We start from the raw sequence: 18,185 nt of genomic DNA on the forward strand, positions 1-18,185 counted from the left end.
GCCGGTGTCCGCAGGCCTGCAGGGACTTGGCCGGGGGGAGTTCGACTGGATCATCCTTACCTCCGCGACTACGGTGCAGGCTCTTGGCGCTGCTGCCGAAGCTGCCGGCAGCACACTGGCCGAGCTGTGCACCGGCACCTCGGTGGCGGCAGTGGGCTCCGGAACCAGCCGCGCCCTGGAAGCCGCCGGCATTACTGCAGACCTGCTTCCTGCCCGGGACCAGTCCGCGCGCGGTCTTGCCGCACTCTGGCCCGTCCCGGGCCCGGGGCGGAACCGGGTCTTCCTGCCCCAGGCAGATATTGCCAATCCGTTCCTGCGGACCTCGCTCGCCGCCGCCGGCTGGGACGTAGCCGCGGTGCCCGCTTATGAGACCGTGGATTATCCGGCTCCGGGGGACCGGCGGATCATCCCGCCGGTGAACTACCCGGAGGAAACGCTGATGACCCCGGCGGATTACCGCGCCTGGGCGGCCGCGGCGGAAGCGGACGCCGAAACGGCCCGCGCCCGCGCCCACGCCGTCGTCGTCACCTCACCGAGCACCGCGAGGCGCTTTGTCCGCGACGCCCTTCAGCCTGGAACCACAGTGCTTGTTGCCATCGGAGACCCCACAGCCGCTGAGCTGGCCGGCCTGGGCCACCCCGCTGCAGCTACGGCAGAGCACCCCACCCCTGCCGGCATAGCAGACGCCGTGCACGCGGCACTCGCCGCCCCGAATTTCCAATACCCTGACCCGGAAGGCAGAGAACAGCCATGAGCTTCCCCCAGCACCGCCCCCGCCGGCTGCGGACCACACCGGCCATGCGGCGGATGACCGCCGAATACCGCCTGGATCCGGCCGAACTCGTGCTTCCGGCCTTCATCCGCGAAGGCCTGAGCGAGCCGAACCCCATCACCTCGATGCCCGGCGTTGTGCAGCACACCACCGAAACGCTCAAGCGCGCAGCGGCCGAAGCCGTGGAGCTCGGCGTCGGCGGCATCATGCTGTTCGGCATTCCGGCCGAGCGCGACGCCGCAGGCAGCGCGGGGACAGACCCCAACGGCGTCCTGAACCAAGCGATTGCCGACGTCCGCGCCGAAGTCGGCGACGACCTGGTGATCATGAGCGACGTCTGCCTGGACGAGTTCACCGACCACGGCCACTGCGGAGTGCTGGACGAGAACGGCGTCGTGGACAATGACACGACCCTTGAAATCTACGGCCGGATGGCCGTCGAACAGGCCCGCGCCGGAGCCCACGTGCTGGGTCCTTCAGGCATGATGGACGGCCAGGTCGCCGTCATCCGCCAGGCGCTGGACGAAGCGGGATTCCAGGACGTGTCGGTGATTGCCTACGCGGCGAAGTACGCTTCTGCGTTCTACGGCCCGTTCCGCGAAGCCGTTGACTCCCAGCTCAAGGGTGACCGGCGGACCTACCAGATGGATGCCGCGAACCGGCGCGAGGCGCTCCTGGAAGTGGAACTGGACCTGGAAGAAGGCGCCGACATGGTCATGGTCAAGCCGGCCATGAGCTATCTGGACATCCTGGCGGACGTGGCTGCCATGTCCCCGGTTCCCGTAGCGGCTTACCAGATCTCCGGTGAATACGCGATGATCGAAGCTGCGGCTGCGAACGGCTGGATCGACCGCCGCCGCGCCATTGAAGAATCCGTCCTCGGCATCAAGCGTGCCGGAGCCAACATCATTCTCACGTACTGGGCCGCCGAGCTGGCTGCCTGGCTGAAGGAAAGCAAGTAATGACCCAGACTGTGTCCTCTGAAGAGCTCTTTGACCGTGCCCGTGCCCTGATGCCCGGCGGCGTGAACTCACCCGTGCGTGCCTTCGGCTCGGTGGGCGGCACCCCGCGCTTCCTGGTTTCCGCCAAGGGCCCTTATGTCACCGACTCCGAAGGCCGCGAGTACGTGGACCTTGTTTGCTCCTGGGGACCGGCCCTGGTGGGGCACGCCCACCCGGACGTCCTGGCAGCCGTGCACTCCGCCGTCGACCGCGGGCTCTCCTTTGGCGCCTCCACCCCGGCGGAGGCAGAACTGGCAGCACTGGTCATGGACAGGGTGAAGCCCGTCGAGCGGCTGCGCATGGTCTCCACCGGCACTGAAGCCACCATGACGGCTGTTCGCCTGGCCCGCGGCTTTACCGGCCGGAACCTGGTCATCAAGTTCGCCGGCTGCTACCACGGCCACTTGGACGGACTGCTGGCCTCTGCGGGATCCGGGGTCGCCACGCTGGCACTGCCCGGTTCGGCAGGGGTTACCGCAGCCACCGCCGCCGAAACCCTGGTGCTGCCGTATAACGACGTCGCTGCCGTGGAAGCCGCCTTCGCCCAGCACGGGGCGGACATCGCTGCGGTCATCACGGAAGCAGCTCCGGCCAACATGGGTGTTGTCACCCCGTCCGAGGGCTTCAACGCGGCACTGTCCCGCATCACCGCCGCCCACGGCGCCCTGCTGATCCTGGACGAAGTCCTCACCGGCTTCCGCACCTCTCCGGCAGGCTACTGGGGCCTCACCGGGGAGAAGGAAGGCTGGGCCCCTGACCTGTACACCTTCGGCAAGGTCATTGGCGGCGGCATGCCCGTAGCCGCCCTGGGCGGCCGGGCCGAGGTGATGGATTACCTCGCGCCGCTGGGTCCGGTGTACCAGGCAGGCACCCTGTCCGGAAACCCGATTGCCATGGCTGCGGGCGTGGCCACGCTCACCGCGGCAACTCCGGAGGTCTACGCAAATATCGATGCCCGCTCGGCCCAGCTGTCCCAGGCTGTCTCCGATGCGCTGTCCGCTGAAGGCGTGAACCACAGCGTCCAGCGTGCCGGCAACCTGTTCAGCATCGCCTTCGGCACTGCGGAACACGGGGTCCACGACTACGCCGACGCGCTGGCACAGGATGCGTTCCGGTTCAAGCCGTTCTTCCACTCAATGCTGGATTCGGGTGTCTACCTGCCGCCGTCGGTCTTCGAGGCCTGGTTCCTCTCCGGCGCCCATGATGACGCGGCGATGGACCGGATCCTGGCGGCCCTGCCGGCAGCCGCGAAGGCAGCGGCGGCCGCCCAGCCGTAGCGTCCTCCTCCATAAACGAGATGGCAGAAACTGCCCGTATCAGCACTGATACGGGCAGTTTCTGCCATTTCGATGGGGTGGCTAGCCCAGGATGTCCCTGCGGTTCAGCGCCTCCACCGCCACGGCCGTGAAGAGCACGCACGCTGCGGCGAGAAGTCCCAGTCCGGCAAAGTCGAAGCCCTCCGCCAGCGGATCGTTCCGGTAAGCCCAGGAATAGGGGGAGAAGGTCCGCAGCCAGTCCAGGTCCGGGTTCTGGTTCGCCAATGCGTTCAGGACATAGCCCGCGGCTGCAACGCCCGCGGAGGTGCCCAGCGCCGCGGTCCGACGGCCGGTGAGGGCACCTACTGCCATCGCGATGCTGCCGGCCAGGTATCCCAGTCCAAGCCATGCTGCCTCCGCTGCGGCAACGTTCGTGGCCTCCAGCCCAAGCTCGGAGGGGCCGCTGAGGGCCAGGACCAGCACGGCTGTGACCACAGCGAACCAGAGCAGCCGCACCAGGATCCCCAGCGCCGACTCCAAGGCGTACCGGACCCGGCCGACGCCGTGGGAAAGGACCAGCTCCAGCCGTCCGGATTCCTCTGCTCCGGCAACCGCGGCGCTTCCCCAGGACACGGCGGCCGCAGTAATGAGAACGAACCCCAGCAGCCCGAAGAACGTGGCCTGGACGTAACCCGGACCCGAAAGGATGTCCTCGTAGCCCAGGGCATTGACCAGCTCAGGCGGTAGCGAACTGATCAGGCTGCGCATGTCCGCCCCGTTCATGGAGGGGTAGAGCGGAAGGTAGAGCAGCAGCACGGCAGTGAGGGCCAGGGTCCAGATGAGGGTGGAGCGCCACGAATCGGCAACTGCCCTGCGGAAGACCGGCAGCGGTTTTGGTGTAAACGCCGCGTGCGGGCTCATGCCGGACCCGGTCGAGTGTCCGCGGCGTCGGGCCGGCCGTACAGCCGCAGCACGGATTCCTCCAGATCGGGCTCTTCCACCGACAGATCCAGCACCCGGTGCCGTGAAAGCACCTTGATGAAGGTATCGACGCCGCCCTCCAGTGTGCCCTGGACGTGGGCGGTTCCCTCCTGCCGAGTCACGGTTCCCTGCAGTCCCGCGGCAGCGAGGTCCTTCTCCAGTGTCGACTCCGTCGCCGGGAGAGCTGCTACTGACGCCCTCACATGGCGCAGACGGTTCAGCCGTAGGGACGCCACATCACCCTGCGCGACCACTTTGCCCAGGGACAGGACGGCAACCTGGTCCGCGCTGTGCTGGATTTCGCTGAGTACGTGGGAGCTGAGCAGTACGGTGCGGCCCGCAGCCCGCGCCTCGGCCACCATTTCCAGGAATTCACGCTGGACCAGGGGATCGAGGCCGCTGGTGGGTTCATCAAGGACCAAAAGGTCCGGATCGTGCATAAAGGCCTGCACCAGTCCCAGTTTCTGCCGGTTGCCCTTGGACAGGGAGCGCACCGGCCGGGAAAGGTCCAGGCCCAGCCGTTCAGCGAGTGTTTCAAAGCGTCCGGCAGGAACCGGTGCGCTGATCTGCGCGAAGTGCTCCAGCAGGGTCCGGCCACTCGCCCGCCCGTTGAGCCGCAGGTCTCCGGGAACGTAGCCGATTCGGCGGCGCAGAGCAGGACCTCCGGCCCGTGGCGGAACGCCCAGCACGAGGGCCTGGCCCGACGAAGGCCGGATGATGTCGAGCAGCATCCGCAGGGTGGTGGTCTTTCCGGAGCCGTTGGGGCCGATCAGCCCGAAGACACATCCAGGCTGGACACTCAGGTCCAGTGAATCCACGGCCGTGCGGGACCCGTAGCGCTTGGTGAGCGCCCGGGTTTCTATGACCGGCGGCATTCGGCACCTCCCACTCGGCAGTGGACATTATGCTAGCTCCGCTCCGGGCAGGTTGAACTCCCGAAATAGCAGAAACTGCCCGTATCCGGGAGGGATACGGGCAGTTTCTCATATTTCGATGAAGAGTGAAGCCGGATTAGAAGGCCGGGGTGACGTCACCGTTGGGCCACTTCTCCTCGATGAAGGCCTTGACCTCCGGGGAGTGCAGCAGCTCTTCGAGCTTATCGATCCGTGCATCCTTGCTGCCGGCCTTCCAAGCCAGCAGGTTGGCGTACGGGTTGTTCTCGAGGGACTCCACCAGCAGGGCATCATCAGTGTTCAGGCCGGCATCAAGAATGTAGTTGCCGTTGATGATGGCCAGATCCACGGTGGGATCGGAGAGATCGTTGACAAGCAGTTCGGCCTGGTTCTCCACGAAGTCCAGGTTCATGGGGTTCTGCTCGTCGGTCAGCGAGATCACCGAGGCGTCTTCGGGGACGTCCTTCAGCAGGCCGGCGTCCTCAAGCAGGGCCAGTGCCCGTGCCTGGTTGGACGGGTCGTTGGTGATGGCAACGCGGGCGCCGTCTTCGACGTCGGCGATGTCCTTGTGCTTGTCACTGAACACGGCGTAGGGCTCAATGTGAATGCCTTCGCCGTGCTCGAAGTCGTAGCCCTGGTCTGCGATCTGGGCTTCGAGGTAGGAAAGGTGCTGGAAGTAGTTGGCGTCGATCGAGCCGTCGTCCAGCGAAATGTTCGGGGTCACGTAGTCATCGAAGGGAACTACTTCGAGTTCCAGTCCGGCGTCGGCGGCGAGGTTATCCGCCACGTATTCCAGGATGACGGCGTGCGGCTGCGGGCTGGCGCCCACAGTCAGTGTGACCGGGTTGGCGGGATCGAGGCTCTCAACAGCGCTGGAGGAGGATTCAGAACCCCCGCAAGCCGTCAGCGCCAGAGCCGCGGCCACGCCGGTGGCCACGAGTGAAAATGCTTTCCGCATCGGATGCGTTTCCTTTCGAAAGACCTGCCCGGGAGTCCCGGGAAGGCTGTTGTGCAGCTAGCGGCTACTGGCTGCAGGTCCCGTCCGGGGCCAGGGCACCGGACGGAAAACTGGAAGGCTCCGGGTTTAGACCCGGGTCCGGGAGTCCCCGGCTGCAGGCTCAGCGTCCGGTGTGCCTGCAGGGGCGGCAGGTGCCGCAGCGCCGGCTCCGGTGCGGGCCGGACGGCGACGGCGGGTAGTGCCGGCGGCGGAGCGGTGGTCCACGCGGCGGGCCGCGAAGTCGCCGGCGAGCTGGATGATCTGGACGATCGCAACGATGATCACGATCGTGACCACCATGACGGCAGTATCGAAGCGCTGCACGCCGTAGTTGTACGCCAGCCGGCCCAGGCCGCCGCCGCCGATGATGCCGGCCATGGCGGAGTAACCCACCAGGGTGACCAGCGTGGTCGTCAGTGCAGCAACCAGGCCGGGCAGGGCCTCGGGCATCAGGACCTTGCGGATCACCTGCATGCGGGTGGATCCCATGACCAGCGCGGCGTCGATCTTGCCTCCGGCGACGTCACGCAGGGAGGTTTCCACCAGCCGGGCAAAGAACGGTATGGTGCCGATGCTCAGCGGCACGCACGCGGCCAGCGGGCCGATGGATGATCCCGTCACGATCCGCGAGAAGGGAATCAGGATCACCATCAGGATGGCGAACGGAATGGACCGGGTGATGTTGACGATGATGTCGGAAAGGATCCGGTTGGTCACCGGCATGGGCCGCAGTCCGCCGGGAGCGGAGGTATGCAGGAAAATGCCCAGCGGGAGCCCGACAAGGACGGTAAAGAAGCCGGAGACGCCAACCATCAGGAGGGTGTCGGTGATGGCTTCGGGCAGGGCCTTGGTGATGCCGGGATTGTTGGCGAGTTCTTCAAACAGGTTCATGGTGCCACCTCCACGGAAACGCCCTGATCAGCCAGATAGGCCTGGACAGCATCCATATCGATCCGTTCATCAAGCTGTACGCGCAGTCTGCCGAACCGCTGTCCGGCGAGGGTTTCAACGCTGCCGGCCAGGACGTTCACGTCCGTGTCGAAACGGCGGGTGAGGCCTGAGAGTACCGGCTCGGTTGCGTGCTCTCCGACCATCAGCAGTTCCACTACCGGGCCGCCGGGCACCGGGGGAGTGGCGGGCAGCGGAATGAGGGCCTTGGCCAGGCGGCCGCCAAGATGCGAGGCAACTTCCTGCAGCGGACCGTGTTCCACAACCCGTCCGGCTTCAAGCAGGGAGACCGAGTCGCAAATCCGCTTCACCACGTTCATCTCGTGCGTGATGATCAGGACGGTCAGTTCCAGCCGGTTCGTAAGTTCGGAAATGAGGTCCAGGATCTCGTCCGTTGTCCGGGGATCCAGGGCCGACGTCGGTTCATCACAGAGCAGGACGTCGGGGTGGGCGGCGAGGGCGCGGGCGATGCCGACGCGCTGCTTCTGCCCGCCCGAGAGCTGCGCCGGGTAGGCACCGGCGAAATCCTGCAGGCCAACCAGGGCCAGCAGCTCGGTGACGCGCTTTTCGATCTCCCGCTTGGGAGTGCCTACGAGCTCCAGCGGATGGGCGACGTTCGCCGCAGTCGTGCGTGAGTCCATCAGGTTGGCGTGCTGGAAGACCATGCCGATGCGCCGGCGGGCCAGGCGGATCTCGGAATCCCTGACGTTGGTCAGTTCCCGGCCGTCAATGGTGACAGTTCCCGACGTCGGGCGGTCAAGCAGCGTCAGGCAGCGGACCAGGGTGGACTTGCCGGCACCGGAATGTCCGATGATGCCGTGAATCGAACCCTTGGGAACGCTCATGCTAACGCCGTCCAGGGCCACCACATCGCGGGAACCCTGGCGGTAGACCTTGCGCAGGTCGGTAACTGTGATCATTCATCCTCAATGTCTGCGTACGTCGATGGGGTGTGCGTGCAGGAAACAGTCCGGGGGAGGGGACGCCAATGGCCCGGCTGTGCGGGAAGTGCCTGCCAATCGCGTGACACGGGGCGCTCATAGACGCCCGGGCGCCATCAGCGCCTGACACTGTCGTGAATATGTCAATGCTACGCGGGCGGGCCCGCGTACCTGAAATCCGCCGGGCCTGCTCCGGACGCGCTGCCGGACTACCGCGGTGCGAGTTCCAGCACCAGCTGGCCTCCCGCTTCCTCCACGAGGGCGGGAGCGGCTGCGGCCGGCACCGTTGGGAGCTGCACCGCTGCGGGCACAAGCGGGACGGGAGCATCCACCGGCGCGGGCTTTAGCGGCCAGGAGCCGTCGATGATGGCCTCAGGATCACGGCGGCGCAGGTAGGCCTGGAAACTGGCAGCCTGCTCCGCGGCCCACTGCACCTGCAGCGCGTGCATGGTTCGGGCATCCTGCGCCATGACAGGGAAGGCAGCGGCCACGGCAGCTCCGACGGCAAGGGTGGCCATGACGTCTGCTGCGGAGGTGTGGGCGTTGTCGAAGGCCACGCCGTAGTGTTCGGCCATGGCGGTCAGGGTCCGCTTGCCTCGGCGGAAGCGGTCCGCCTGCTTGTCCATGATGTACGGATCAATGACGGGGAACGGGACCGGAGCGGTACAGCCGTGCCTCTCGGCTTCGCGTGCCAGGACGGTGAAGTCATACGAAGCGTTGAAGGCCAGGACCGGGATGCCGGCGGCGAATGTTTCGGCCAGGACGGAACTGATCTGCCGGACGGCCTCGGCTGCGCTGATGCCTTCACTGCGGGCCTTCTCAGTGCTGACGCCATGAATGGCAGCAGCCTCCGCCGGGATTTCGACGCCGGGGTCCACGAGCCACTCGTGATGGGTAAGGACATTCCCTGATCCGTCGACCAAGATGATCGACGCCGTGACGATGCGCGCGAGCTGGGGATCCCGTCCCGTGGTTTCCAGGTCGAAGGATGCTCGGGGGAGTTCGTGCCAGCTCAACATGTATTCAAACCTACCTGCGGGCACCGACATTGCCCCGAATCAGCGCGCCGGGCATCGCTAAGCTGGAAGCATGCGCGAGGACTTTCAGGAAGCAGTGCTGGCGGTAGCCGCGCTCATTCCGCCGGGCCGGGTCCTGGCCTACGGAGATATCGCCGAGCTCCTGGGTGCGGGAGGCCCGAGGCAGGTGGGGACGGTGATGGCCCGTTCCGGAGGCTCCGTTCCATGGTGGCGGGTCATCCGGTCTTCGGGCCGGCCGCCGGCATGCCACGAGCACCGGGCCTGGGCGCATTACCTGCAGGAAGGAACGCCCCTGAAGGGCCGGGTTGAGCCGGACGGGTCCGGGTACCGCGTGCGTATCGGGGATGCCCGCTGGCAGCCGGAGGACTCTGACTGGACTGTGCTGGACACTCTGCGGAGCCAGCTCGGTGACGCCGCAGCGCCGGCTAACCCGGGAATGTCACCGGGGCATGGTGAAGTGGAGGTATGAGCATCAACCTGCGTCTGGTCCCGCCCGCGGCAGCCGGCCTTCCCGCGCCGCAGCTGAGCCCTGACCAGCGTTCCGCCGTCGAGCGTCCTGCCGGGAGCGGGCCCCTGCTTGTCCTGGGAGCGCCGGGAACCGGCAAATCGACGGTCCTGGTGGAAACTGCGGTGGAACGCATTGAGCGCGGCGGACTCGACCCCGCCGGTGTCCTGCTGCTGGCACCTTCCCGGCTGGCCGCCGCCGCACTGAGGGATGCCCTCTCCGCCCGGCTGGAACGCACCATCAGCGCTGCACCGGCTCGAACCTGGGCCTCCTACGCCTTCGACGTGATCCGCAGGGCCAAGGCTGAAGGCCTGCTGCCGCATGTGACCCGTGCGCCCAAGCTGCTGTCCGGTGCGGAACAGGACGTGATCATCAAGGAACTGCTGGGTGGACACGGCCAGAACGGTGTGCCGCAGCTGCCGTGGCCGGAATCCCTTTCCCTGGCACTCGGCACCCGCGGTTTCCGCCAGGAAATCCGGCAGCTGTTTGACCGCGTGATCGAACTTGGCCTGGCGCCGGCGGACCTTGAAGACCTTGGACACCGGTATGACCGGCAGGACTGGGTTGCCGCTGCTGCGCTGTACGCCGAGTACCGGGACGTCCTTGACCTGCGGATGCCGGAGGCCTTTGACCCGGCCGGAATTATCACCACTGCGACGGACATCCTGGTCTCAGAGCCGCAGTTCCTCGCAGCCGAACATGACCGGCTGCAGCTGGTCCTTGTTGACGACCTGCAGGAAGCCAACGGATCCATTTACCGGCTGCTGGGAATCCTGGCTCACGGGCGCGACGCCGTGGTCACCGCAAGCCCGGACACTGTTGTCCAGGGATTCCGCGGTGCCCGCCCCGACCTGCTCGGAGAGCTCCGGACGGTGCTGGGCCCGGACCTGGAAACCGCGGTGCTCAGGACCCAGCACCGGCTTGCCGGTCCCGTGGCCGCGGCCTGGCACCGGACCGCCTCGCGGATCTCGGTCGTCCCGGGGCTTCCGCCGGCCCGTACTGCGTCCGGACGCGTCCCGGGGGATGCCGGTTCCCCGGCTCCCGGCGCTGCCCCGTCCGCTGCAGCGCACGTAGTCGACTCACCCATGCACGAACAGCGCTATGTTGCCCAGCGCATCCTTGAGGAACAGCTGCTCCACGGCAGGCGCCTGGAAGACATCGCCGTGATCGTGCGGACCGGCGGCCAGCTGGCCCGGATCCAGCGTTACCTCATCAGCCAGGGCATCGAAGTGCGGGTCCCGGTAGCTGAGAAAGCGGTGCGGGACGAGGCGGCTGTGCGGCCCCTGCTGGACGCCTTCGCCGTCGTCCTCAATCCCGAACTCCTCACCCCGGAACTGGCTGTCTCGCTGCTCACCTCACGGATCGGCGGAGCAGGCTCGCTGGACCTGCGCCGGCTGCGGCAGGCCCTGCGGCGGGAAGAACTGCGGGCCGGGGGCGGGCGCAGCTCCGATGCCCTGCTGGTCGAAGCGCTGGTGGACCCGCTGTCCGACGCCGGACTGGCGCTCGCCGGACTGGGCTGGGAAGCAGGTTCAGCCAAGCGGCTTGCGGCGATGCTGCGTGCCGGACGGGACGCAGCTGCGCAGCCCGGTGCCAGCGCCGAGACGGTGCTGTGGGCGCTGTGGTCCACCTCCGGATGGTCGAAGAAATGGGCCGAAGCCGCACTCTCCGGGGGGTCCACCGGGCTCCGGGCAGACCGGGACCTGGACGCGATCATGGCACTGTTCCAAACAGCTGAACGCTACGTAGACCAGCTGCCCGGTTCCACTCCGGAGCAGTTCCTCGACTACCTGACCAGCTCCGAACTGCCCATGGACACGCTGGCAGCGCGGGCACAGCAGCGCGACGCCGTTGAACTCCTCACACCTGCCAGTGCGGCCGGCCGGGAATGGCCGGTAGTGATTGTTGCGGGTATCCAGGAGGGCGTCTGGCCCAACCTCCGGCTGCGCGGCGAGCTGCTGGGCAGCGGCGACCTGGTGGCCGCCGTCGAATTCCCGGATACGGACTACCGCAGCACCCGCAGTCCGCAGACGCTGATGCAGGGCACCCGTTATGACGAACTGCGCAGCTTCTCCACGGCGCTCTCCCGTGCCCGGGATGTACTGGTCTGCACCGCCGTGTCATCGGAAGACGAGCAGCCCTCGCAGTTCCTGGACCTGGTCGATCCGCTGCCCGACGGCGTGGCCGTGCGTCCCCGCACCGAGGTCCTGCGCCCGCTGACGCTGCGCTCCCTTGTGGCGGAACTGCGGGCCCATGCCCAGCAGGCAGAGACGCATCCGCAGGACGCCCGCGAAGCGGCGCAGCACCTCGGACGGATGCTCCGGCACCCGGTGCCCGTCCCCGGGGCGCACCCGCGTCAGTGGTGGGGGCTGCTGCCTCTTTCCAGCACCGGGCCGGTACTTCCGCCCGATGCTCCGATTCCGGTTTCGCCCTCAAAGGTCGATGCCGTGACCAAGTCTCCGCTGAGCTGGTTCGTTTCAGCCGTGGGCGGGGAACAGGCCACTGACTTCGCCCGGTCCCTGGGAACCCTGGTGCACTCGATCGCCCAGGAAATGCCCGATGCCACCGGCAGCGAATACACGGAGGAACTGCGGCGGCGGTGGCCGTCCCTGGGCATGAAGGATTCCTGGGAAGGCAAAGTGGACCTCAAACGGGCCGAGGCCATGGTGGGCAAGCTCGCCGAGTACGTCATCGAAATGCGAAGGGGAGGCCGGAGCCTGATCGCCGTGGAGAAGGATTTCGAAGCCTCCATTCCGGTGGAGGTGCGCGGTGCCGTCCGGACAGCGCTGCTGCGCGGACAGATCGACCGGCTGGAACAGGATGCCGCCGGGAGGGCCTACATCGTGGACCTTAAGACCGGAAAGTCCGCTCCCAAAAAAGCCGATTTGGAAGGACACCCGCAGCTGGCCGCCTACCAGGAAGCTGTCCGGCAGGGCGCACTTGAGGATGTTCCTGCTGTTCCCGGCGGGGCCGCCCTGGTGCAGCTCGGAACCACCTCCAAGGGGGTCTCCGTGCAGGAACAGCCTCCGCTGGGCGCTGAGGACAAGAGCGCCCTGGCCATGATCGAAGAGGCCGCGGCCCTGATGTCCGCTGACTCGTTCGACACCGTCCACGATCCGGCCCGGAGCGGCTACGGGGGCCACGGCTGCCGGCTGCCGGAAATCTGCCCGCTGTGCACCGAAGGAAAGCAGGTCACCGAATGACGCTGGACGTGAGCGGCGGCGTGGACGCCGGAACGCCGGCCTTGCCGAAGTTCTCGGCACGCCAGCTGGCGGAGCTGCTGCATGACGGCCCGCCGGATGAGGTGCAGTACCCCACTGCTGCGCAGCAGGAGATCATTGAGGGGCCGCTGGAGCCGCTGCTGGTGGTGGCGGGCGCAGGGTCCGGAAAGACCAAGACCATGGCCGACCGCGTGGTCTGGCTCGTCGCGAACAAGCTGGTGGCGCCGGAGCAGATCCTGGGCGTCACTTTCACCCGAAAGGCCGCCGGCGAGCTGGCCAGCCGTATCCGCGGCAGGCTGCGGCTGCTGGAACGGAAGCTGGGAGAGGACGCCGCAGACGCCCAGCTGGAAGCAGCGGTCTCCACTTACCACTCCTATGCCAACGGCATCGTGAACGATTACGGCCTGAGGATCGGGGTCGAACGGGATTCAGTGATGCTGGGCGGTGCTCAGTCCTGGCAGCTGGCCAACGAGGTAGTGGAGGCCTACACCGGCGACTACGAACATTTCACAGCCGCCAAGTCCACGCTGGTAAACGCCGTGCTGCAGATGGCTTCGGAGTGTTCAGAGCACCTGCTGACCCCCGCCCGGGTGCGTGCCGAGATCCAGCACCACCTGGACGAGGTGCTGGCGCTTCCCTATCAGGCGGGCAAAACAAAGGCCGCTGCCAAGGGCGTCAGGGACCTGGTGGCCAAGCTGCAGACACGCATGTCCGTGACGGAACTCGTGGAGGCCTACCAGCGGGCCAAGGCTGAACGCCGGCAGCTGGACTTCGGCGACCTCGTGGCTCTCGCTGCCCGGATTGCCAAGGAAATCCCGGAGGCCGGGGAAATGGAGCGCGCCAAGTACAAGGTGGTGCTGCTGGACGAGTTCCAGGACACCTCCCACGCCCAGATGGTGCTTTTCTCCACCCTGTTCGGTAACGGGACACCTGTCACGGCCGTAGGCGATCCGCACCAGTCCATCTACGGATTCCGCGGTGCCTCGGCCGGACAGCTGGGGACGTTCCGTGAACACTTCCCCCGCCTTCTGCCTGAAGGCGGCCGGACACCGGCCGGTGTGGCCAACCTGTCCGTTGCCTGGCGGAACTCGACGTCGATCCTGGCTGCCGCCAACGCCGTCTCCGGACCGCTGAACAAACCGGCGCCCTGGCCCGGAGCCAGAATGCCCCTGGACGTCCCCGAACTGCAGGCCAAGCCGAAACCTCCGGTGGGGGACGTATACCTGGGCCGGTACCTCAGTGAGAAAACGGTGACCCTGCCGGACGGAACCGTCAGTGTCGGAGAATCCGAGGCCCTCGCCGCCCAGATCGCCAATGTCCGCTCCCAGTGGTTCAGGCACCCCAGCCATGAGACGGACGGCCGGGGCAACGCCCTGCCGCCGACGGTAGCGGTGCTGTGCCGCGGTAAAAAGCAGTTTGATCCCATCCGCCGGGCACTGGAAGACCTGGGCATTCCCGTGCAGATCGTGGGTCTGGGCGGCCTGCTTTCAACTCCGGAGATCGTTGACCTGCTCGCCGTGCTGCGCGTCCTGAGCGACCCGGGACGTTCCGACTCAATGCTCCGCATCCTCGCCGGCGCCCGCTGGCGCATCGGTCCTGCAGACCTGATGGCACTGGCAGACTGGTCCCGGCACCTGGTCCGGGTACGCGAACGAGCGATGAACGTCCGGGAGATCGCCGAGGTGCACGGACCGGATGAAAGCGGTGCCGCCGTCGTCGAAACCGACCTTGCGGAGGCCGGCAGCCTGGTCGAGGCAGTGGATTACCTGCCCAAACCGGGCTGGACCTCCAGCGCCGGCCGCTCGCTCACACCGGAGGGACTCGCACGCCTGTCAGCGCTGCGCGATGAGCTGCGCGAACTCCGTGCCTATGTGGGAGAAGACCTCACGACGCTCATCGGCGAAGTGGAGCGACGCATCCTGCTGGACATCGAGGTTGCCGCCAAACCTGGCATCAGCATTCACGAATCCCGGCGGAACCTCGACGCGTTCATCGACGCCGCGGCTACGTTTAGCGCCTCCGCGGACCGCGTGGACCTCGCAGCGTTCCTCGCCTGGCTGGAAGTGGCAGACGAGGAAGAGAACGGACTTCCGGTCACTGCCCTTGAAACCTCGCGGGAAGCGGTCCAGCTGCTGACCGTGCACGCTTCCAAGGGTCTGGAATGGGACGTGGTGGCCGTGCCCGGCCTCTCCGAAGGCCAGTTTCCGAATGACAAGGACTCACGCTGGAGCAGCGGCAACGCCGCGGTTCCCTGGCATCTGCGCGGTGACGGACCCGACCTGCCCCAATGGGACTGGGAACAGCCGGACCAGAAATCCTGGCTGGACGCAGAAAAACTCTTTGCCGACGACGCCCGTGCCCATGCGGAGCGCGAGGAACGGCGCCTCGCCTACGTGGCGTTCACCCGTGCCAAGGACATTCTTTTCTGCACCTCCAGTGCCTGGGGTGGAGGGCGGACCAAGCCCACTGAAGCCTCGCGCTACCAGCTTGAACTTTACGAACTGGGCAAGGCAGGTGCCCCCGGCTTCCATTTGCTCTCCTGGCTCGAACCGGAAGACCAGGGGGATGAAAACCCTGCCAACGCAGTTGCGGAACGGGCCAGCTGGCCCAAGGACCCGCTGCCGGCCCAGCGGCGGACAGCCATGGAAGCCGCAGCCTCCGCCGTCCTGGCAGCGGCCGCCGCCCCGGCACAGACCGAGCTGGACCCGGGTAACACCGACGCCGGCGGGCAGGCCGACGCCGGGGATGCCGGTGTCTTTGAACCCAGCCGCTGGGGCAGGGACGTTGAACTCGTCCTGGCCCGGCACCGGGCCCCGGACGAGGTCATGGAGGTGGAGCTGCCAGCCCACATTTCCGCCTCAATGCTGGTGGACCTGCAGGACGATCCTGAGGCAGTGACCAGGCAGCTGCGCCGACCGGTTCCGCGCGAGCCGGGCATGGCGGCACGGAAGGGAACGGCGTTCCACGCGTGGATCGAGGAGTACTTCGGCCGCAGCGGAATGCTCGATATCGACGAGAATCCGGGTGCAGCGGACGCGTACGTTGACGAGGCCTATCAGCTCGAAGACATGGTCGCGACGTTTGAGGCCTCGGAGTGGGCGTCCCGGACACCGGCCTACATTGAGGTGCCCGTGGAAACCCGGGTGGATTCCGTGGTGGTCCGGGGGCGGATCGACGCCGTTTTCCAGGACGACGACGGCGGCTGGGACCTCATCGACTGGAAGACCGGCGCCCCGCCTTCAAAGGACAAGCTGGCGGTCCGCTCGGTGCAGCTGGCCGTCTACCGGCTGGCCTGGGCCCGGCTCAAGAACGTTCCCCTTGAAAAGGTGCGTGCCGCGTTCTACTACGTCGCCGCGGACAAGGTGATTCGTCCCCACAACCTGCTGGGGGAAGCCGAACTTGAACGGATCATTATCGACTCCGCAGGACAGGGGAGGCCCTAAAACGCAGGGAGCGCCCTGGAACACAGCAGCGCCGCCGTCCTTCCGGATGGCGGCGCTGCTGTGTTCTTGGGGGAGGCCTAGGGCGTAGCCCGGCGAAGTGTTCCGTAGGAACCTGCCGCCAGCACCACACCGCCGAGCAACAGCCAGCCGGAGAGCGAGAGGGGAGTCAGCTGCATGAACCAGGCGCCAACTGAGGCCCACGAATCCGTGTAGGAGGCCGCGGCCACCGCACCGAGCAGAATCAGCCCGAAACCGACGAGGGCGGCTACCAGGCCCGTGGTCCTCCAGCGCCGGTAAACGGTGGCGAACCAGAAACCGAACATAAACAGGAGGATGGTCAGCGCGAAGTACAGCAGGATCTGGACCCACCAGGCAGACTCAACGACCCACGGCAGTGCGTAGATGTTCCCGTCGACTCCCCAGCCGTTCGTTGCCTGCTCCACCAGTCCCAAGAGCCAGTACAGGACACCCAGCGCGAGTGCCAGGACTGAGAACAGTCCCAGTGTTCCGATATAGAAGGACCGGCGGCTGACGCTCATGGCCTGCGAAAACGGGAAGGTCAGGCTCAGCGACTGGACGCCTGCCGCCAGGAAATACCACATGACCGCCTGGCCGGAGAACGCCATCCTGGTGCCTTCGCCGTCGTCAGAAGGGACCATCGCCAGGATTGCGATGGCGATAAGCGTGGATGAGGCGATGATGATTCCCGGGATGCCAAGGTACAGCCATTTGTTCAGCAGCTGCATACGCGCGACGGCGAGGGGGCGGTTCATCGCAGGACCTCCAGATCCTTCTCGTTATTCTCCTCATGGGAGCCGTAGTGTTCGTTGGCTTTGAGCGTGCGCCGGATGATGAGCTGCTGCAGCGAGACGGGTGCGAGTTCCAGGCCAAGGGCCTGGGCCCTCTGCCTGTCATCGGCGGACAGTGGTGTGTCCACAGTGACGGAGGCCAGTGCGCCGAGTCCCTCCCGGTGCAGCACGGGCCGCCCGGCGACGAACTCCTCCACAGTGGTCGATTTGCCGGCTACCGCGAAGGCGGAGCCTGTGATCGCCTCAACCTCGTCATCCATCACGATGCGGCCGCGGTCAATGACAATGACGTGCTCGAGCAGGTTGGCCACTTCATCGATCAGGTGGGAGGAAAGGATGATCGTGCGGGGATGGTCCGCGAAGTCCGTGAGCAGGCGGTCGTAGAAGAGCTGCCGGGCAACGGCGTCGAGTCCTAGGTACGGTTCATCGAAGAAGGTCAGCTCGGCCCTGGAAGCCAGCCCGATGATCACACCCACGGCGGAGAGCTGTCCGCGGGAGAGCTTCTTGATCCGGTGCTTCCTGGGCCGGGGTAGCTGGAAGTCTTCCAGCAGGGTCTGGGCCAGGTCCGCGTCCCAGTTGGGGAAGAACATGGCGGCCGCGTCCAGGGCGTTCCGCACGGTGAAGTCGTCAGGGTATTTCTGCGACTCCCGGACAAAGCACAGCCGGGAGAGGATGTGCTCGTTTTCGAACGGGTTTCCGCCGAAGACCCGGATTTCCCCTGAACTGGCGAACCCCTGGGCGGTCAGGATGGACATCAGGGTGGTCTTCCCGGCCCCGTTGCGGCCAAGAAGTCCGTAGATGCGGTTGGGAGCAATGTCCAGGGTGACGTTGTCCAGGGCGGTCTGGTCCTTGTAGCGGCGCGTTAGTCCGCGCGTTTCTATGACGTTCATGGTGCCGGGGTCCCTTCGTGTTCAGCGGCACTGCGTTGGATAAGGGTGGAGAGTTCCTCCATGCCTATCCCGAGCTTCCGGGCTTCGAGATTCAGAGGCTGGACGTACTGGCGGTAAAACTGGTCCCGCCGCTTGGCCAGGACGGTTGCCCGGGCCCCCGGCGCGACGAACATTCCGATTCCGCGGCGCTTGTAGAGCAGCCCTTCATCAACCAGCAGGTTCACGCCCTTGGCAGCCGTAGCCGGATTGATCCGGTAGAAGGCCGCGAACTCATTGGTTGAGGGCACCTGTCCCTCCTCGGGGAGTACCCCGTCGAGGATGTCCCCTTCGATTCGTTCGGCGATCTGCTGGAAGATCGGCTTGCTGTCATCGATCACTGAGTCCCGCCCACCTTCACTGGTTCATTACTTGACTAACTAACCATAGGACCGTCGGATTGGTCAAGAAGTTTCTCCAGGAGTTTTAGCGAAGCCACGCAGCAAAAAACCCGCCTG

Annotated in this window: 14 protein-coding genes and 1 pseudogene; 6 read left to right on the plus strand and 9 right to left on the minus strand. The window is 66.4% G+C overall.

The window, feature by feature from the left end:
* The 3 genes from ABFX29_RS09010 to hemL form a co-directional block, all read left to right on the plus strand.
* Window positions 1-754, plus strand: a 754-nt coding sequence (locus ABFX29_RS09010) for a uroporphyrinogen-III synthase (protein WP_346038486.1), incomplete at its 5' end; no start/stop codon positions are given.
* On the plus strand, window positions 751-1,734 hold the full coding sequence (hemB, locus tag ABFX29_RS09015) for a porphobilinogen synthase (RefSeq protein WP_152226712.1): 984 nt from the start codon (window positions 751-753) through the stop codon (window positions 1,732-1,734). The genes ABFX29_RS09010 and hemB, both read left to right, overlap by 4 nt.
* Window positions 1,734-3,050 (plus strand): glutamate-1-semialdehyde 2,1-aminomutase, encoded by a 1,317-nt coding sequence (hemL, locus tag ABFX29_RS09020; protein ID WP_152226714.1) that lies wholly within the window; start codon window positions 1,734-1,736, stop codon window positions 3,048-3,050. Before hemB ends, hemL begins: the two co-directional genes overlap by 1 nt.
* 81 nt (window positions 3,051-3,131) lie before the next feature.
* Here the strand turns inward: hemL and ABFX29_RS09025 are convergent, their stop codons facing one another.
* The 6 genes and pseudogenes from ABFX29_RS09025 to ABFX29_RS09050 all read right to left on the minus strand — a co-directional run bounded on the left by ABFX29_RS09025 (window position 3,132) and on the right by ABFX29_RS09050 (window position 8,808).
* Entirely contained in the window at window positions 3,132-3,950 is an 819-nt protein-coding gene (locus ABFX29_RS09025; protein WP_152226716.1) for an ABC transporter permease subunit, read from the minus strand.
* The gene (locus ABFX29_RS09030) at window positions 3,947-4,885 is read right to left on the minus strand and encodes an ABC transporter ATP-binding protein (protein ID WP_152226718.1); all 939 of its coding nucleotides are present in this window, start codon (window positions 4,883-4,885) and stop codon (window positions 3,947-3,949) included. The genes ABFX29_RS09025 and ABFX29_RS09030 overlap by 4 nt, the downstream gene beginning before the upstream one ends.
* A 136-nt stretch (window positions 4,886-5,021) precedes the next feature.
* Window positions 5,022-5,861 carry a MetQ/NlpA family ABC transporter substrate-binding protein gene (locus tag ABFX29_RS09035; protein WP_152226720.1) on the minus strand — a complete coding sequence of 280 codons (840 nt, stop codon included), beginning with the start codon at window positions 5,859-5,861 and terminating at the stop codon, window positions 5,022-5,024.
* A 252-nt stretch (window positions 5,862-6,113) separates the two neighbouring features.
* A pseudogene (locus ABFX29_RS09040) lies at window positions 6,114-6,791 on the minus strand (methionine ABC transporter permease); the annotation flags it as partial.
* A complete protein-coding gene (locus ABFX29_RS09045; RefSeq protein ID WP_152226724.1) occupies window positions 6,788-7,768 on the minus strand; it encodes a methionine ABC transporter ATP-binding protein in 981 nt (326 codons plus the stop codon). The pseudogene ABFX29_RS09040 and the gene ABFX29_RS09045, both read right to left, overlap by 4 nt.
* 230 nt (window positions 7,769-7,998) lie before the next feature.
* Entirely contained in the window at window positions 7,999-8,808 is an 810-nt protein-coding gene (locus ABFX29_RS09050; protein WP_152226727.1) for a 3'-5' exonuclease, read from the minus strand.
* A gap of 70 nt (window positions 8,809-8,878) precedes the next feature.
* Here ABFX29_RS09050 and ABFX29_RS09055 point away from each other — a divergent pair, with 70 nt between their 5' ends.
* Genes ABFX29_RS09055 through ABFX29_RS09065 form a run of 3 tightly spaced genes read left to right on the plus strand, consistent with a single transcriptional unit; the run spans window position 8,879 to window position 15,992 of the window.
* Window positions 8,879-9,295, plus strand: coding sequence for an MGMT family protein (locus ABFX29_RS09055; protein WP_152226728.1), 417 nt, complete (start codon window positions 8,879-8,881; stop codon window positions 9,293-9,295).
* A complete protein-coding gene (locus tag ABFX29_RS09060; protein ID WP_152226730.1) occupies window positions 9,292-12,531 on the plus strand; it encodes an ATP-dependent helicase in 3,240 nt (1,079 codons plus the stop codon). The genes ABFX29_RS09055 and ABFX29_RS09060 overlap by 4 nt, the downstream gene beginning before the upstream one ends.
* On the plus strand, window positions 12,528-15,992 hold the full coding sequence (locus ABFX29_RS09065) for an ATP-dependent helicase (protein ID WP_152226733.1): 3,465 nt from the start codon (window positions 12,528-12,530) through the stop codon (window positions 15,990-15,992). Before ABFX29_RS09060 ends, ABFX29_RS09065 begins: the two co-directional genes overlap by 4 nt.
* 77 nt (window positions 15,993-16,069) lie before the next feature.
* Here the strand turns inward: ABFX29_RS09065 and ABFX29_RS09070 are convergent, their stop codons facing one another.
* From ABFX29_RS09070 to ABFX29_RS09080, 3 genes are read right to left on the minus strand one after another with little or no spacing between them, the layout of a single operon-like run.
* Entirely contained in the window at window positions 16,070-16,765 is a 696-nt protein-coding gene (locus tag ABFX29_RS09070) for a hypothetical protein (protein WP_152226735.1), read from the minus strand.
* On the minus strand, window positions 16,762-17,691 hold the full coding sequence (locus tag ABFX29_RS09075; protein ID WP_152226737.1) for an ABC transporter ATP-binding protein: 930 nt from the start codon (window positions 17,689-17,691) through the stop codon (window positions 16,762-16,764). The genes ABFX29_RS09070 and ABFX29_RS09075 overlap by 4 nt, the downstream gene beginning before the upstream one ends.
* Window positions 17,688-18,068, minus strand: coding sequence for a GntR family transcriptional regulator (locus tag ABFX29_RS09080; RefSeq protein ID WP_152226739.1), 381 nt, complete (start codon window positions 18,066-18,068; stop codon window positions 17,688-17,690). Before ABFX29_RS09080 ends, ABFX29_RS09075 begins: the two co-directional genes overlap by 4 nt.
* Between the last annotated feature and the right edge of the window lie 117 nt (window positions 18,069-18,185).

The sequence above is a fragment of the Arthrobacter gandavensis genome (assembly GCF_039528575.1).
In the GTDB taxonomy this organism is placed as follows: Bacteria; Actinomycetota; Actinomycetes; order Actinomycetales; family Micrococcaceae; genus Arthrobacter_B; species Arthrobacter_B citreus_B.

Excerpts from the sequence above, each read along its gene's own strand:
- hemB (WP_152226712.1), top strand. The coding sequence starts at position 751 with ATGAGCTTCCCCCAGCACCGCCCCCGCCGGCTGCGGACCACACCGGCC.
- hemL (WP_152226714.1), top strand. The coding sequence starts at position 1,734 with ATGACCCAGACTGTGTCCTCTGAAGAGCTCTTTGACCGTGCCCGTGCC.
- ABFX29_RS09025 (WP_152226716.1), bottom strand. The coding sequence starts at position 3,950 with ATGAGCCCGCACGCGGCGTTTACACCAAAACCGCTGCCGGTCTTCCGC.
- ABFX29_RS09030 (WP_152226718.1), bottom strand. The coding sequence starts at position 4,885 with ATGCCGCCGGTCATAGAAACCCGGGCGCTCACCAAGCGCTACGGGTCC.
- ABFX29_RS09035 (WP_152226720.1), bottom strand. The coding sequence starts at position 5,861 with ATGCGGAAAGCATTTTCACTCGTGGCCACCGGCGTGGCCGCGGCTCTG.
- ABFX29_RS09045 (WP_152226724.1), bottom strand. The coding sequence starts at position 7,768 with ATGATCACAGTTACCGACCTGCGCAAGGTCTACCGCCAGGGTTCCCGC.
- ABFX29_RS09050 (WP_152226727.1), bottom strand. The coding sequence starts at position 8,808 with ATGTTGAGCTGGCACGAACTCCCCCGAGCATCCTTCGACCTGGAAACC.
- ABFX29_RS09055 (WP_152226728.1), top strand. The coding sequence starts at position 8,879 with ATGCGCGAGGACTTTCAGGAAGCAGTGCTGGCGGTAGCCGCGCTCATT.
- ABFX29_RS09060 (WP_152226730.1), top strand. The coding sequence starts at position 9,292 with ATGAGCATCAACCTGCGTCTGGTCCCGCCCGCGGCAGCCGGCCTTCCC.
- ABFX29_RS09065 (WP_152226733.1), top strand. The coding sequence starts at position 12,528 with ATGACGCTGGACGTGAGCGGCGGCGTGGACGCCGGAACGCCGGCCTTG.
- ABFX29_RS09070 (WP_152226735.1), bottom strand. The coding sequence starts at position 16,765 with ATGAACCGCCCCCTCGCCGTCGCGCGTATGCAGCTGCTGAACAAATGG.
- ABFX29_RS09075 (WP_152226737.1), bottom strand. The coding sequence starts at position 17,691 with ATGAACGTCATAGAAACGCGCGGACTAACGCGCCGCTACAAGGACCAG.